The following is a 16,448-nucleotide window of genomic DNA, read 5'->3' on the forward strand; positions in this document are numbered from 1 at the left end:
TGTACAGCATTATGTAACGCAGCCCGTTTGACGTTTCTCCCTACGCTCCCTGGCATTGGCCCATGACCGGTTCGAAAAAGCCGGTCATGGCTCTCTCAAGCAAGGAGCATTCATGTCTACAGTCAGCGTCAACTTTCTCCACAGCGCGTCGCTCAGGCAGCGTTTTCTCGATGACGTGCACGAAGCCGTGCGCGAGGGTCGTCTTTCCAATGAAGAACAGCTCTGGCTGCGCCGGCTCACTCAAGCAGCAGACGAGCAGGGCACCGACCCACTCCGGGTGGATAGCTTGCTCAGCAGCGATGGCGCGCACCGGCCTCTGGACCTGGCTACCGCGCTAATGATGAGCCATGCCCTGATCAATTCACGGGTGTACCTGCACACCCTCGCCAAAGGGATCGAGGTCTTCGACGATCGTATTGCTCTTTTGGCGACGTTGCGCAGGCGGTATGCGAACAATGACGGCGAGGTCGTGTTCGAGTATGAAAAGGTCGAGGGTGATCCGTTCAAAGCTCAGATGCTGGCTATCGTCGATCATCAGGTGGCGCAGGTAGGCCAGATGAAGACGCAATTGAGCGCCATGCCGTCCCTGCGCGATGCCGCCAAGGAGTCACTGGTACGGCAGCTGCGGGTTTCACTGCCGCACCTAAGCCTCGATCCCGACACCCATGTCGTGCACATCGCGCCGGTGGATGACGGGAATGCCGAGCCGGATCTGGTGGTACAGACCCTGACGCAAGCCGCGATCGACGATTGTGCTCAGGTGAAGATAGAAAACGGCTATGTTCGCCGCTTTCTGAACGCCCAGGGGCAACTGGCGACAGCGGCCGATCAAGCCTTGTTTACCCAGGCGTACGCCGCCCTGCCCAGCGTCGTCGCTGATTGCCACTCTGAACTGATGAACGCTTTCTGGAGCGCACAGGTGCAAGGGCAGCGTACCCGGCGCCTGTTGGCCATCGAAAGCTTCGAGAGCAGCCTGTGCCGTGAAGTCTATGACCGTACTCAGGACGCAACCCTGCATGTCGATACCCGACGCGCATTCATGGCATTGATTCAGAATGACCCTAGCGCTGGTGCCCACGGCCACACGCTGCAGGGCTACCGCCTGATGCTCAAGGTCGGGGAGGGTCCACGATGCCCGCTGGCGGGGACTTTCGTGGTCAGGCCTGCAGCCGATGCATCCGGTAGCCTGTTGTGGTTTTCGCCTGATCATCGCCTGCTGTCGTTTCCTGACCTGGCGGCGTTGACTGCTTTCCTGGCCGCGCCATCGGGTCGCTGGCAATTACGAGCGGCTCTGGCGTTGGCGGACCAGCCGATGCTGGATCGACCCGGGACATTGCACTTTGATCTGCACGTGATCGACACCTCGCTGTGCGCTGAGCGTGTCGATGCCATCATCGCCATGCAAAAGCGCAATCTCACGTATGCCTGGGGGCTGGCCTGCGTCGCGGAGAAACGCTCTGCGATGATTGACGATGCACTGGACGTTCGGCAATTGCTCGACCCACGTCAGTGCTCGTTCGGCTCGGGACGCTGGCTGGAAAGCGCTCTGGTCGACTTTCACGCGGTGTGGCCCAAACCCGAGGTGCCCGTTGCCCCGGTCGCTGCTGCTACGCCTGCTGCTACGCCAGTTGCGACCCCGCCCGCCGCGGTGCCGCTTGCGACCGAAGTAGCGCCGGTTGGCAGCGAACCGTCAGTGGTCAGTGCCGAGGCTGCGACAGATCAGCCGGGCCCCATCCGCGCCAAGGCCGCATCATGGGTGGCGTTCGTACAGGCCTTCGACTCACGTGCCGAGCAGTTGCGCAGATTTGGCAGTGTCGCCACTGCATGCACTGAAGAAGCGCTCAAGCAATATCTGTGTGTATTGCTCAACGGACCGGTCAGGGCCCGAAGCTTTCACATCCAGTGGTTGGAAGCCGCCCCGTTCGACACCACCGATGCGGAAAACCACGCTGTGTCGGTGAGTGAGTCGGTGCAAGTGATTTCCATGGACCTGGTGTCCCTGTTCATCGAATGCGTCACGGGGCATCGGTCCTCGACATTGGGCGCGAGCGCACAGATCAAACTGTATCCATCGCTGGCCTCCGCGCATATTGAGGTGGACCTGCTCAATCACATGCTGAGCGTCACGACGCGTCATTTCGAGAAGCGATATGTCGAGGCTTTTACGCAATCGCGTATTACCCCCCAGCGCCACGACAATCAGCAGTCCTTACCCTTCACTGAAGCCCAGGCTATCCGGGAAGACGCGATTCGCCTGGACACGTCGTTGGCCCACCGTCAGGGCCGAATCGACGGCACGGCCGTCACGATGATCCATCAAGTGTTGGACAGACCGTTCAGGGCCTTGCGCCAGACCTTGGGCGAGTCGCTGCCGGTGGAGGTTTATTCGGTGTCGCTACTGTACGACCAAGGCCCGGGCGCTCTGCTGTGTGACACGTTGGTGGTCAAACATCCTGAGGATTCGACCGATCGCGTATTGCTGTGGTCGTGTGAGTTCGGGTGGCGGCAGTTTTCCTCCCTCCAGAGACTGCGCGAGACGTTGCGTTACAACGTGTCTCTGGGTGGGCACGAACGCTGGTTGTCGTTATTGGGCGAGCGAGATCGCCGTGCGTTGCAGCAATGCCTGCGGGAGTCCGCCACGCCAGACATTCGATTTGAGTTAAACCGGATCGATGGCCACTTTGTCCATGCCTTGCAGACCAGCACGTCGGATCGCCAACAGCAGGATTTGCGAGAACTGTGCAAGCGCGCCCGGCGTTGTCATCTGGAGGCGAACCTGTTTCTGCATCTGGCCTCGATGACCGAGCTGGACTACAAACTGATCGATATGCTTGATGGTTTGTCGGTCAGGATCGACAACAGCATCTTCGATGCGATGTTGCCTGCCTGGGTTCGCGTCGCCAGCATCAGCGATCTGATGGAGTACTACACGATCTTCAGCCGTTACTACCAGAGCAGTGATGACGGCAAAGACTTTTTGTTTGGCATTCCCACCCTTGATGAACTGTCCAAAGAGCGTCTGACCCAGAAGCTCAAACGTGATTTTCCAGGGCAGACCCTCGACCCGGCGCATATCACGATAACGTCCCGGCGGTATGTCAGCCCGTTTCCGGCAACGGGTGAGCTGCCCTCAGCCATTGCGGCCGCCAGTGAAACCCATAGCGAAACGTTGGTCGATTACGCAATCAATCGGTACGTCGACGTTCCGGACGCGACATTGAGTGTCCAATCCGACTCTCAACCCCAAGCCAGTGCGTTGATTACGCCCGCCTACCTGCGATCACTGATTCGGGAAATCGATGTCGGCAGTGCTTACCTGAGGATATTGCGCAAGGCCTTTACCCCGACCGACGAACATTACCTCAAGCGCAAACACCTGTTTGTGGCTCAGTTACCGTCTGCTTTATTGGCCTCGGCACTGCCGGAAAAAGTCCAAGGCAAGCTCAGTGCAAAAGCCTATGCGTACATCGCTCGAATATTGGACATGCCCGATGGCATTGCCCGCGAGCCCATCGACGATCAATGGATCATCGTCAGCCCGTTGCAGCTGGTGGCCGACGCCGGCATGACGCCGGACGTCGTTTCCGGCATGTACGTCATCTGTCCCGCCGCCGTCGATGCGGGCCCGGTGGTGCTTTACGCGGTCTATCACGAGGATTTCGTATTCCGCGAGTACGCCAACCGGGGCGCGCTGATGAGCGCAATTCGCACCGATCAGTCACTGCAACGGTTGTTGTTGCAGCGGGTGGCCCCCGATGTTCACCGTCGCTATGCCCACGGTGGCTTTGTCGAGCCGCATCTGCCGTTCTCGGTCGAAGGCTTCAACGATTTGCCTTTCAGCGCACCGGGGCCGGTTACGTTGGCAAACGATGAAGACAAAGGCAACGTATTGCACACGCTTTTTGACGGAACGCTGAAGTTGTTGCTGGAGGTCGGCTTGTCCAACGCGGTCACCAATACTCAGGCCGATCAGGTGGGAAGGCGTTTTTTGACAAACCTGGTGTTCACTCAGGCCTTGACGCTTTTGCCCAATAAGCTCGCCGCCCTGGTGACGTTGTGGCAGACCCATACCCTGCTTCGCGCCTCGGCTCGATCAGCGCAAGGGCATCGCTGGGGCAGGGCGCTGTCAGAGTTCACTGCGGCGCTGGGGGTGATGGTCACCGCTAGAGAACAGTCGCTCGAAGAGGAGCCACCTGTGGAGCGCGAGGGTGTGTCGCCCACCCCTGGACCCGAGGAGCAAACCGCTGTTTCGTCGTTTTCCTGGAGCACGTCGACCTTGACGACCGAAATGCGCGCCAGGCTTCAAGGCCTTGAGGCGCAAAACGTTGCGCTGGACGAAATGCGCCATGACAAGTTGCTCAATCTTTATATCGATAGCGAAGAACAGAACACCTACGCCATCGTCTCCGGCAGGGTCTATCAGGTCAGGCGAATTGCGCAATCGGGCAATTGGAAAATCGTCGGCAGCGATGGTTGCCCTGGCCCTGATTTGACTCTGGACAGCGGGCAGAACTGGCAACTTGACCTGGAGCTGCGCCTGCGGGGAGGGGGTGGCGCCGTCACCCGCTTCCTGGACACCTCAGCGACCGCCAGCGCCCAGGGCAGCATGGTGGTTGAAGCCTCAGGGATGAGTGAGATCCGTCAGGCCTATCGGTTTCGGGCAAGACGCATCGGCGAGGCTCACGCGCAAGCAAAATACTACCTCGAGAATTGTCTGGATAACCTGAACGCCCGGCAGGCGGACGGTACGCTCGATCCCCGCGTGCAGCGCATCGTGGGCGATTTTTTCGGCACCCCTCAACCGGATCAGGCCTTGCTAACGCGCATTCAGGGGACCGTCAAAGCCTTGTTCGATGCCCTGATGGACCCCTCGCTGTCGCCTTTCACCTCTCAGCGTTTCGTGGTGGGCACCAATCATCCGGGCCACGGCCACGTCACAGCCTTCGTGATACCGATGGATCCTCAGAAAAGGCTGTTCCTGACCGATCGGTTTTTCCGCACGCCGCGTTTTCGTTTGACACCCCTGGCCGCCCAGGAAGGGTTCGAAGCAACCACGCACTTTCAGGCGTCCACGCTGTTGCATGAAATGTCCCATCTGGTACTGGACACCAAGGACATCGCTTATCTGGAGTCCAACGCGCCTTACCCCGACCTGTTGCGCGGCGACACAGCCGCTAACCTGCGAACACGCGCGCAGATCGAGCGTATGCAGGACTATCGCTTATCCCACCGTACGCCCAAGAACGATTTGTTCATCCAGTACGACGGCGGTCACTGGCGTGATGTCCGTCGCGACGATGTGCTGGGGTACTCGACCATCTTGCGCATCACCGGTGCCAAGACGCTCGATGATGCCCGCACGGTCTTTTTGGCCGATGTGGACAAGCGCAGCCAGATCATCCTCAAGAATGCCGATTCGGTGGGGCTGATGATCTTGCGCCTGGGTCGTCGCAACTACACGGCGCTCAATCCTTGACCCGTCGGGCGCAGCGCGGGAAGCGTTGCGCCCTTCATGAGTGAATCCGAAAACGAACGGCGGATGTGCAGCGATATGTAACGCAGAGCCCCCGGTCTTTCTCCCTACGCTCCTTCGATTATCGGCCTGCGTCGGCACATCGCCGAACGAGGCCTCATTCAAAGGAGCACTCATGCCTGATTCATCTGTCCCGTATCTGCATTCTTCCAGCCTGCGGCAACGTTATCGCCAATCGCTTCAGCACGCCCGGCAGCAGGCTCGTCTCGACGACGCAGCGTTGGCCTGGCTAGAGTCGGCGGTCGCCCCGGTGTCTGTCGGCAGTGGCGATCCGGTGCGCATCGACCGGCTGATACCCGCCCAGGCGGCTCATCGGCATGGTGAGCTGTCGGCTTCGTTATTGTTCAGTCATGCCGCCACCGATGCCCCTGAGGTGTACCTCTACTCCCTGAGTGCTGGCATTGAATGCATTGCCAGTCGTCATGAGCTGCTCGTGCAACTGCGTGCCCGCTACGCGGCGGGTGCCGAGACGGCATTGTTTGAATACGAAAAGATCGACGGCGATCCTTTTGAGACGCAAATGCTTGCCATCGTCGATCACCAGGCCGATGAGGTCAGGGCAATCAGTGCGTGCTTGAAGCAGATACCTGGGTTGCCTGATGCTGCTGGCCTCAGTCTCGATTCGTCGCTCAGTGTCGTACAAACCCACAGTGAGCGGCTCAAGACCTTCTGGCAGCGCATCCAGCCCGACGCTCGGAGTTCACGAGCGCTCGCGATTGAGACGCTCAAGAGCAGCCTGCGCGATCAGCTTTACCGCCGGGAAGCCAGCGGGTTGCTGAACAGCGCGTCACGCAACGCGCTGTTCGATGGGCTGCAGCTGCTGCCTGGAAGTGCCGCGGTTGATCCAGCGTTACAGTGCAGGCGCCTGGCGATCCGGGTGGGCGACAGTGCGTTGATGCCCTTGGCCGCCACCTTCGTGGTCATACCGTCTGCTCAGGCTCAGGAGCAATGGCTGTGGTTCGCGCCTGATCGTCAACTGCTCGGATTCTCGGGGCTGGCTGCGCTGACCGAGCACTTGAGCCGTGCTCAGGGTCGGGCGCAATTGAGTGGCGCATTGGCGATTGAGGATCGCCATGTATTGCAGCGTGAAGGCCTTCTGCAAGTGGTGCTGGAGCCCTGCTCGCAGTCGGCTGGCGCGCAATGCATCGACTCGATCATCGACCTGCAGGCACGCAATCTGCGCTATGCGAGCGAGCGAAATCTACCGGGCGCAGATCGTACGGCCATGATCGACGATGCCCTGGATATTCGTTCACTCCTTGATCCGCGGCAATTGGCGTTACCGGCAGGGCGTTGGCGTCGAGAAGCGCCGTTCGACTTCACTCTGGTCTGGCCCGATCCTCGCCCGGCTGAGGCCTCGACCCTACAGGTTGCCGGATCAGGGAACGCTCAGGACTACGTGGCTGACGCAGGCTCAAACCCGTCCTGGCGAGAGCAGACGCGGGATTTAGATAAGGCCGCCGAGCATTTGGGCGAGCTCGATAACACGCTGCTCGACTACGCCACCCAAGAACTGCTGCGTTATGTGTGTGTCTGGAACGCCGACGTGGTTGAGCTGCACATTACTCAGGTGCAGTGGGATGAACCGCCAACGGCAGTGGCCGATGGCGTGGCGCAGGCTTCCTCGATCAATCCGGTAGGGCCAGTGCGTTCCTGCGATGTGCGCTCATGGTTGCTTGAGTGCGTCACGGGTCTGCGAACGGCGCGATTGCCCCACGGTGCACGGGTGGTCCGGACGGGAGAGAGCCCTGGCCCCAGCTTTCCGGTCGCCCTGATCGAGCATGCCCTCTCCCAGGTGTGCAACGGGTTCGCTCAAGGATATGTCGCGTGTTTCGAGCAGTCGCGCCGCCAGGGCGTGCGGCAGGGCGACACCTACGTGAGGCCCTGTGAGCAGGCGCTTGCGTTACGCACCAAGGCCATGCGTCTTTATCTGTCACTTGCGGTACGGCAGGACTGGGTTGACAGCGTTGCGGCCGGGCTGATCACCCGCGTGCTGGACCAGCCCCTCGGCGCCTCGCGCAATCGGTCCGGTGCCCCTGCGGTGGAGGTGTTTACGCTCTGCGTGAACCGCGGAGGAGCCCGGTCGGCAGTGCTCAGCGACACACTGGTCATCAGGCAACCGCAGGTGGCGTTAGGTCCAGTAATCGTCTGGTCTGGCGTGTCGGGCTGGTTGTCGTTGCCTTCGCTGGAGCATCTGACGGCCAGGGTCGTCAACGGCCTGGGGGACGGCAGTCATGAACCCTGGCGCGAGCTGTTGGGCGAGCGCGACCGTCAATGGCTGTGTGACTATCACGAGCGTGCCGCGGATCACCCTGTGCAGGTCCGCCTGGAACGTGTCGAGGGCCATGCCTTGCAGGCCTTGCAGCGGGGCGTCTTGCAGCGTCAATTGCAAGACCTGCAACAGGTCTGTCTGCGTGCCACTCGCTCGCGATTGAAAGCCGATCCCTTCACCCAATTGGCGGCGCAGACCGAGGTCGACGCCTCGCTTTATGCGGTGCTCGACGGTCTGTCGCTCAAAGTCGAGATGAGTCTGCTCGAAGCGTTATTGCCGCCTTGGCTGAACGACGCATCCGTCGAGGATCTGGGGCTCTACTGCGAGCTGCTCAAGCGCTATTACATGGCCAGCGACGGTGGCAAGGACTTTCTCTTCGACATCCCATCCATGCACCGCTATGCCCGTGAGCAATTACTGGGGCGCTTGACAGTGGATTTTCCTGGTCAGGACCTGGACCCGAATCTGATCACCGTGACCTCGCGCAGTTTCATCAGTGCCTTTCCGGCGGCCGGGGAGTTGCCCTCCGCAGTGCCCGCTGCGACGGTCGTGCACAGTGAGTCGCTGACCGAATATGCGATTAACCGTTTCGCCCCTGACCAGGGCAGCATCTTGAGTGTCAGCTGTGCAGAGCACCCCCTGATCGCGCAAACGATGACCTCGCAATACCTGCGCTCTCTGGCCCGTAGTCTGAATGTCGGCGCCGGCTACATCGGCTTGCTGCGCAAGGCGCTCAGTCCCGACGCCGAGCACTTCGCCGTACGCAAACGACTGTTCGTCGAGCAATTGCCTCCCATGCTGCTGGCCGTTGCCCTGACCGAGAAACTCAAAGGGCATCTCAGTGCCCAGGGCTATGACTTGCTGTCGTCGGTCTTCGAAATGCCTGATGGCATCGCGCGCGAGCCGGTCAACGGTGTGCGGGCACTCCTCAGTCCGTTGCAACTGGTTGCCGACGAGGGCATGACGCCGGACACCGTGACAGGGTTTTACATCGTCTGTTCTCAGGACATCGGCGTCGGGCCACTGGTGCTGTACATCATTCATCATTCGCTATTTACGCTGCGCGAATACCCAAGCCAGGCCGCTCTGCTGGAGGACATCCGCACGGACGCCGCGCTGCAGCAATTGCTGCTGCAAAGGTTGGAGCCTGAAGTCCAGCGGCGTTACGACCATGGCGGCTTTATCGAGCCGCACCTGCCGTTCTCGGTCGAGGGGCTGGGAGAGGTGCCGTTCAGCGCGCCGGGGCCGGTCACGCTGAGTATTGAAGAGGTCAAAGGTAATGCGCTGCAGTTTCTGTTCGAGCACACGGTGAAGCTGCTGCTGGATATCGGGATATCCAACGTGGTGACCAACGCGCAGGAAAACGCAGCGGGTCGTGCGTTCCTGACCACCCTTGGGATTGAGCAAGTCTTGAGCCTGTTGCCCAGCAAGCTGGCGGCGATGGTGACGCTGTGGCAGAGCCAGTCCTTGTTGCAGGCTTCGGCGACTTCCGTGTCCGAACGCCATTGGGGCGAGGCCTTTTCCGAATTCACGGCGGCATTGGGCGTCATGGTCACGGCGCGCGAACAAGCGCGTCTGGCGCATAGCCGCGATGAGCAGCGCTCGGCCGAATCGGGTGGCGCTGCCCCCGACGAGCAAATGCCCACCGCCTCGACCTGGCCGGCGCATACGCTGGATGCCGAGCAAGTACAACGCCTCAGAGGCCTTCAGGTGCAAGGCCTGTCGCTGAAAGATCTTCGCCACGACAATCTGCTGAACCTGTATGTCGACGCATCCACCGATAAGACCTACGCCGTCGTCAGTGGGAAGGTCTACCAGGTTCGCCACCTGGAGCAGGATAGCCAGTGGATCATCGTCGGCGCCGATGGCAGTGCCGGTCCGAATATCATGATCGACGATAACCAGCACTGGCGTCTGGACCTCAGGCTTCGACTCAGAGGAGGGGGCGGCGGCGTTACCAAGTACAAAGCGACCAAAGCCGAGCGGAGCGCCAAGGATATCCTTGTGGTGGAAGCCTCCGGAATGCCAGAGATTCGCTTGCTTTACCGAGACCGTGCCAGGCGTATCGGCCAGGCTCACTTGCAGGCCAAACGCTATCTGGAGACCTGCCTGGACAACCTCAGCCCCCACCAGAGCGGCCAGTCGCTGGACGTGCGGGCGAATCGGATCATCACGGATTTTTTCGGCATCACGGCACCCTCGACCGCGCTGCTGGACGACACGCTCAATGCAGCCAAGGCGCTTTTCGCCGCCATCATGGACCCTTCACTGTCGCCTTTTTCCTCGCAGCGATTCGTGGTTGGCACGACGCGTCCAGGGCACGAGCGGGTGACCGCCTTCGTTCTGAAAAGCGATCCGAAAAAACGCATCTACCTGACCGAAGAGTTTTTTCTACCGCCGGTGTTTGCTATCAGGCCGGACGCGTTGGCCAAGGGGTTCTCGCCCGAGGTGCATTACCGTGCGGCGAACCTGATCCATGAGCTGTCCCATCTGGTGCTCGATACGCAGGACATTGCTTATCTCAACGCCATGGCGCCTTATCCGGACTTGATGCTTGACGACACGCCCGACAATGTCGTGGCAAGGGACCATGTCAGGTCACTGCACGAAACCCGCCTTTCACACCGCGGTCAGCGCGATGAGTTATTCACGCTGGTAGAGGCTGGCATACGCCGTGACATCGAGCCCGATGACGGTCGCGGGTTCGAAACGATCCTGAAGATGACTCGCCGCCGCACGCTGGATGAGGCCAGAGACGTCTTCATGAGCGATGACGCGGTGCGCGGTGCGTTGATCCAAGCCAATGCCGATTCATTGACATTGCTGCTGCTGTTATTGGGACGGGAGAATTTTGTATTACCGAGCCCCTAGAGCTCGGTAATAGGGCAACGGCGAATCAGAGCAAGTAATGCCGAAGCTCGCGTGCGATCAACAAGCGCTGAATTTCGCTGGAGCCTTCGTAGATCTGGGTGATACGCGCGTCCCGGTAATATTTTTCCACGGGGTAGTCTTCGAGATAGCCATAACCGCCGTGGATCTGAACCGCCTTGGAGCAGACCCACTCGGCCATCTCCGAGGCGAACAGCTTGGCCTGGGAGGCTTCCGACAGACAGGGCTTGCCCGCCGTGCGCAAGCGTGCGGCGTGCAGCACCATCAGCCGTGAAGCGTTGATGCGGGTGTGCATGTCGGCGAGCAGGTTGGCGACGCTTTGGTGTTCGATGATGGGCTTGTCGAACTGCACCCGCTCACGGGCATAGGCCAGTGCCGCGTCGAACGCCGCACGGGCAATGCCCAGCGCCTGCGCCGCAATGCCGATGCGCCCGCCCTCGAGGTTGGAGAGGGCGATCGCCAGCCCTTTGCCGCGTTCGCCCAGCAGGTTGGCTTCGGGAATCCGGCAGTCGCTCAAGGTCACGGCGCAGGTGTCCGAAGCCTTGATGCCCATCTTGTGCTCCATGCGATCGACGGTGTAACCGGGGTTGTCGGTGGGCACCAGAAACGCCGACAAACCTTTCTTGCCTAACTCGGGATCGGTGACGGCAAAGACAATCGCCAGTTGCGCGCGCTTGCCGTTGCTGACGAACTGTTTGGCGCCGTTGAGCACCCATTCGCCGTTTTTCAGTTCCGCGCGAGTCCGCAGGTTGTGGGCTTCGGAACCGGCCTGGGGCTCGGTCAGGCAGAAACAGCCAATGGCCTTGCCGCTGGCCAGCGCCTCCAGCCACTGTTTTTTCTGCGCCTCGGTGCCGTAATTCAACACCGGGCCGCAGCCCACCGAACTGTGCACGCTCATCAGGGTGCCGGTGGCGGCGTCGCCTGCTGAAATTTCTTCGACCGCCAGCGCATAGGCCACGTAATCGATGTAGGTGCCGCCCCATTCCTCGGGGACGATCATGCCCAGCAGGCCCAGTTCGCCGAGCTTGCCTACCAGCGCGTCGTCGATCCAGCCGGCTTTTTCCCAGGCCTGCGCATGGGGCGCGATTTCATTGCGAGCGAATTCCCGCGCCATGTCGCGGATCATGATCTGTTCTTCGGTCAGTTCAAGGTCTTGCATAGGTCAGGCCTCATGACCGCTGAAAAAACTCGCCACGTGTTCGGCATCCAGTGCCTCGACGGTCGACGGGTTCCAGTGCGGTTTCTTGTCTTTGTCTACGATCAAGGCGCGCACGCCTTCGATCAGGTCTCCCCGCTCGAACCACTGACGGTCCAGATGCAACTCCAGATCGAAGCAGGCCTCCAGCGGCAGATGCCGGCCCCGGCGCAGCAGCTCCAGGGTCACGGCCATCGCCAGTGGCGAACGGGTTTTCATCAGGTGAGCGGTGTCGACGGCCCAGCTGTGGGTGTCGATCACGGTCACTTCCAACAGTTGCTGAATGATGCTCGGAATGTCCGGCAGGGCAAAGAAGTGGTCGATGGCCGGGCGCAGTGTTTGCAGCGGCGGCTCGGGCAGTTGCTGCACGGCGAGCTTCGCCAGCGCACCTTGCAGATCCTTGAGCGGCGTGAGGGTCCATTTCAGCGTGTCCAGCTGACGGTCGAAGTCCGCCAGCCGTGCGCTTTGCAGATACCAGTCGGCAAGGCCGCAATACAGTGCATCGGCCGCCTGAATCTGCACCCCCGTGACGCCGAGATAGACGCCCAGTTCCCCCGGCACCCTTGAGAGAAAATAACTGCCGCCGACGTCCGGGAAATAGCCGATGGCAACTTCCGGCATCGCCAGGCGGCTACGCTCGGTGACGACCCGCAGGTCCACCCCTTGGGCCAATCCCATACCGCCGCCCAGCACGAAGCCGTCCATCAAGGCGATAACCGGTTTGCGGTAGTGATGCAGGGTGAGGTCCAGCGCGTACTCTTCGACGAAGAACGCCTGGTGGTCGGTCCGATTCTGTATATAGCTGTCGTACAGCGAACGGATATCGCCCCCTGCGCAGAAGGCTTTTTCCCCGGCACCACGCAGGACGACCGCGTACACCTTGTCATCCTTCGCCCAGGCGTCGAGCTGCTGTTGCAGGTGCCGGACCATTTTCAGGTCAATGGCATTCAACCCTTGCGGACGATTAAGGGTGATGTGACCGATGTGATTGCGGACTTCGGACAGAACGGTGTCGCAGGCGGGTTCCCGCTCTGAAGACGTGGCCGATACTACCTGTGCCGTCATTGCTGACTCCCTGAGGTTCTTGTTCTTCTTGATCGTTCAGGCGGCCAGACCGCGGCCGCGCTCCGTGAAAATCATCCGGGATGCTAACAGCCACATTTTGTAATTGAAATGGAGAATCGAGGAATGGACCGGGTCAGGGGCGAGGAGGGGAGTGCAAGGCCAGCCTTCGCTGGCCTCGCGCTGGCGGGGCTGTTGTGTGTGCAGTCGACGCGAGCCGGCACATGTTAGGCCGCTGACAAACCGGGTGTGTCAGGTGGCTCATGTGCGACCTGAAACACCGCTTCGCGGCCGTCGTTCCTCCGGCGGCTCCTACAGGATTCGCGGCGTGCCGAGATCCGCGTATTCGATCGGATGATGGGGTCGCGTACGATGCGATTTGACGCGCTCCCACAACGCTCGTTCGACACAACCCTGTAGGAGACGCCGGAGGAACGACGGCAGCGACAGCGGTGTGTCAGTCATTCAACACGCAACTGACACGCTGCCGTCGCCAGCAAGGAGACGCACCGCCCGCGTCTATCCCCGATCCTGTAGGAGACGCCGGAGCAACGACGGCAGCGACAGCGGTGTCTCAGTCATTCATCACCTAACTGACTCACTGCCGTCGGCAGCAGGGTGAAGCGCGATCTAGCGGCGCTTGGTTGTGGCGATCAAGCTTGCAGACGAAACAGCGCCACTTCGGGTGCATCGCTGATCCAGTGTTGACTCACCGACCACCCCGCTTGTGCGGCCAAGTCGGTGAACGATTCAACGGTGAATTTGTGCGAGTTTTCCGTGTGCAGCCGCTCGCCTGCAGCGAAGTGAAAACGGTGACCTGCTACCGTCACTACTTGCTCGACCTGGCTCACCAAGTGCATTTCCATGCGCGCTTTTTCTTCGTTCCAGACAGCCAGATGCCTGAACGCCTCGACGTCGAAATTACCGCCCAGCTCGCGGTTGATACGGGTCAGCAGATTCTGATTGAAGCGCGCGGTCACGCCTTGCGCGTCGTCGTAAGCGGCGATCAGCGTGTCAACGTCCTTGACCATGTCCACGCCCACGATGAATTGCGCGTGGTCGCCCAATACCTGATGGACGCCGCGCAGAAAATCCACTGCTTCGTCATGGGTGAAATTGCCAATCGTCGAGCCCGGAAAGAAGCCCACCCGGGTCAGGCCGTCGACTTCCTCGGGCAGCGTCAGCACGCGGGTGAAGTCGTCGACCTGCGGCGCTACCACCAGATTGGGGTAGCTCTGCCGAAGGGCTTTCGCCGCTTTTTTCAATGCCGTGGCGCTGATGTCGATGGGCACATACGCTGCCACATGAGGCGCAGCATCCAGCACCAACCGGGTCTTTTCGCTGGCGCCGCTGCCGAATTCCACCAGCGCGGCCCCGTTCGGAATCGATGCCGCGATATCGCCAGCGATGCCCTTCAACAGCCCGGTCTCAGCGTTGGTAGGGTAGTACTCATCAGTCGCGCAAATGGCCTCGAACAGCTCGGAACCCTTCGCGTCGTAGAAATACTTCGGCGACAGGGATTTGTGTTCGGCCGACAGTCCCCCAATCACGTCACGGGCAAATTCGCTGTCCTGAGGATTCACCACGCCTGGCTGGCGACTGTCCCGTGCCAGACGCAGACCGGTGATCACCCAGCGTTTGTCAGTGGGGAAAAAGTTGCGGTAGGTCAGGCGGGAATGATCGGGGGAGGTGACGCTCGCGCCGCCGCGCAGGACCATCTGATTGACCATGAATTTGCCGTTGTACTCGCCCACGGCACCGACTGACGGCTTGAAGCCGGGATAGGCGCTGTACGCACTCTGGGTCCACTGCCAAGCCACGTCATCGACCTGCTCAAGCAAGCCGGCGCGGGCGGCCGCTTCCCATTCCGCTTCGGTGGGCAAGCGCGCGTCAGCCCACATGGCGAACGCTGCGGCTTCGTAATAACTGATGTGCGTGACCGGCGCGTTCGGATCGATGTCTTCCAGGCCGCGCAGGCTCATGCGTTTCCAACCGTTGTCGTCATGCTGCCAATAGAACGGTGCGGTCCAGCCCTGCTCCTGAATCAGCGTCCAGCCTTCGGACAGCCACAGCGCAGCGGTCTGGTAGCCGCCATCGGCCATGAAGCTCATCCATTCGCCGTTGGTGACCAGCCGATCGCTGATTTCGAACGACTGCAAATAGGTGGTATGACGCGGGCCTTCGTTGTCGAACGCAAAGCCTTCTCCGCTGTGACCGATCTGCGTCAGCCCCGCGCTCAACGGCTTGAACTGACCTCGACGGCCCGCAGCGTCTTTAGGCCAGCTCGGATCATAGGCAGGTTTCAGCGATGACAGGCTGAACAAGTGCAGGATGTCGATCAGCAACAACTCCTGATGCTGTTCTTCATGGGCCAGCCCCAGTTCGATCAGACTCGACAGCTCATCAGACAGACCGCCCATCAACAGCGCCGACATATGTTTATCGACGTATTTACGGTAGGCCTTGACCTGGTCCACGCCCGGCCGGGTCATCAGCCCCCGCTGCGGACGAGGATGACGCGGCCCGACAGCTTCGTAATACGAGTTGAAGAGGTAACCAAAGGCCGGATCGAATGGGGTGTAGTCGGCGACATTCGGAATCAGCAGGAAGGTCTCGAAGAACCAGGTGGTGTGCGCCATGTGCCACTTCGCTGGACTGGCGTCGGGCATCGACTGCACCACCATGTCTTCGGGGCCGAGCGGTGCGACCAACTGTTCGGTGCGACCACGAACGCTCTGATAGCGCTTGCACAACGGGTCCGTGGTGGGGGTTTCGCGTAGCTGGCGTGAGTGCCGCATCGGTTTCTCTCCGGGTATCGTGTAGCGCAAGCGCTTCGAGCAGAGTGGCGTCGGTTTCAGTGAATGTCGAAGGTCACCTTGTCGGGGTAAAACGCGACATGGCCCTCGATTTCCTTGACCGCTGGGTAGGCCTCTTCATAAGTCCAAACGGCGTTCTCCGCGATGCTGCCATTGGCGCTGAGGCTGAAATAGTTGGCATCCCCCTTATAGGGGCAATGGGTTCGATGTTCGGTTCTAACGTAATGTTCAATCGAAATATCCGAGCGGGGGACATAAATGACTGGCGGATAGCTCGCTTCTTTCAACGCCAGCGCCTTGTCAGTGTGCGCGACGCGGACGCCGTTGAACTGAACCGAAACCTTGCCTTGGACCGGAGTGATGGCGATGGGGTGATCGGGACCGGGGATTTTCATGGTAGTGACACCTGTCAGGCGGTTGGAGGGGAGGGTGAGTGTTCAGCGTCATACGGCAGGCGCCGAGGAAGATGGGGAGTGTAATAGCATAAGTTTGTGGCTATCGCCTGCTTGTCGGCTTCCGAAGTGCCGCTGGGTGCTGGCAGGCGATGCCCCATGCCTCAATCAACGTGTATCCGCTGCATACCGTCTATCCTGCCGCCCCCCGGCGTATCCCGAGGCCCTTGACTAGACTCCCTCTGCGACTTACGCCAGCCGAGACCCAATGACCTGAACACCGAATCGT

General features: G+C 60.5%; 6 protein-coding genes. 2 read left to right on the forward strand and 4 right to left on the reverse strand.

The window, feature by feature from the left end:
- Positions 1-112 precede the first annotated feature (112 nt).
- Both B3N48_RS07265 and B3N48_RS07270 read left to right on the forward strand, forming a co-directional pair.
- Entirely contained in the window at positions 113-5,476 is a 5,364-nt protein-coding gene (locus B3N48_RS07265; protein ID WP_296181327.1) for a dermonecrotic toxin domain-containing protein, read from the forward strand.
- A 172-nt stretch (positions 5,477-5,648) separates the two neighbouring features.
- A complete protein-coding gene (locus B3N48_RS07270; RefSeq protein WP_296181330.1) occupies positions 5,649-10,676 on the forward strand; it encodes a dermonecrotic toxin domain-containing protein in 5,028 nt (1,675 codons plus the stop codon).
- Positions 10,677-10,701: 25 nt separating this feature from the next.
- On the opposite strand, the gene B3N48_RS07275 is transcribed toward B3N48_RS07270, so the two are convergent.
- The 4 genes from B3N48_RS07275 to B3N48_RS07290 form a co-directional block, all read right to left on the reverse strand.
- On the reverse strand, positions 10,702-11,853 hold the full coding sequence (locus B3N48_RS07275) for an acyl-CoA dehydrogenase family protein (protein WP_296181333.1): 1,152 nt from the start codon (positions 11,851-11,853) through the stop codon (positions 10,702-10,704).
- Between the two features lie 3 nt (positions 11,854-11,856).
- A complete protein-coding gene (locus B3N48_RS07280) occupies positions 11,857-12,954 on the reverse strand; it encodes an enoyl-CoA hydratase/isomerase family protein (protein WP_296181336.1) in 1,098 nt (365 codons plus the stop codon).
- A gap of 650 nt (positions 12,955-13,604) precedes the next feature.
- On the reverse strand, positions 13,605-15,749 hold the full coding sequence (egtB, locus tag B3N48_RS07285; RefSeq protein ID WP_296181339.1) for an ergothioneine biosynthesis protein EgtB: 2,145 nt from the start codon (positions 15,747-15,749) through the stop codon (positions 13,605-13,607).
- Positions 15,750-15,805: 56 nt separating this feature from the next.
- A complete protein-coding gene (locus tag B3N48_RS07290) occupies positions 15,806-16,162 on the reverse strand; it encodes a DUF427 domain-containing protein (RefSeq protein ID WP_296181343.1) in 357 nt (118 codons plus the stop codon).
- Positions 16,163-16,448: the final 286 nt, after the last annotated feature.

The organism is Pseudomonas sp. UBA1879, from assembly GCF_002338065.1.
GTDB lineage: Bacteria > Pseudomonadota > Gammaproteobacteria > Pseudomonadales > Pseudomonadaceae > Aquipseudomonas.

Bases quoted from the DNA above. Each gene is read 5' to 3' on its own strand.
- B3N48_RS07265 (WP_296181327.1), top strand. From the start codon at position 113: ATGTCTACAGTCAGCGTCAACTTTCTCCACAGCGCGTCGCTCAGGCAG.
- B3N48_RS07270 (WP_296181330.1), top strand. From the start codon at position 5,649: ATGCCTGATTCATCTGTCCCGTATCTGCATTCTTCCAGCCTGCGGCAA.
- egtB (WP_296181339.1), bottom strand. From the start codon at position 15,749: ATGCGGCACTCACGCCAGCTACGCGAAACCCCCACCACGGACCCGTTG.
- B3N48_RS07280 (WP_296181336.1), bottom strand. From the start codon at position 12,954: ATGACGGCACAGGTAGTATCGGCCACGTCTTCAGAGCGGGAACCCGCC.
- B3N48_RS07275 (WP_296181333.1), bottom strand. From the start codon at position 11,853: ATGCAAGACCTTGAACTGACCGAAGAACAGATCATGATCCGCGACATG.
- B3N48_RS07290 (WP_296181343.1), bottom strand. From the start codon at position 16,162: ATGAAAATCCCCGGTCCCGATCACCCCATCGCCATCACTCCGGTCCAA.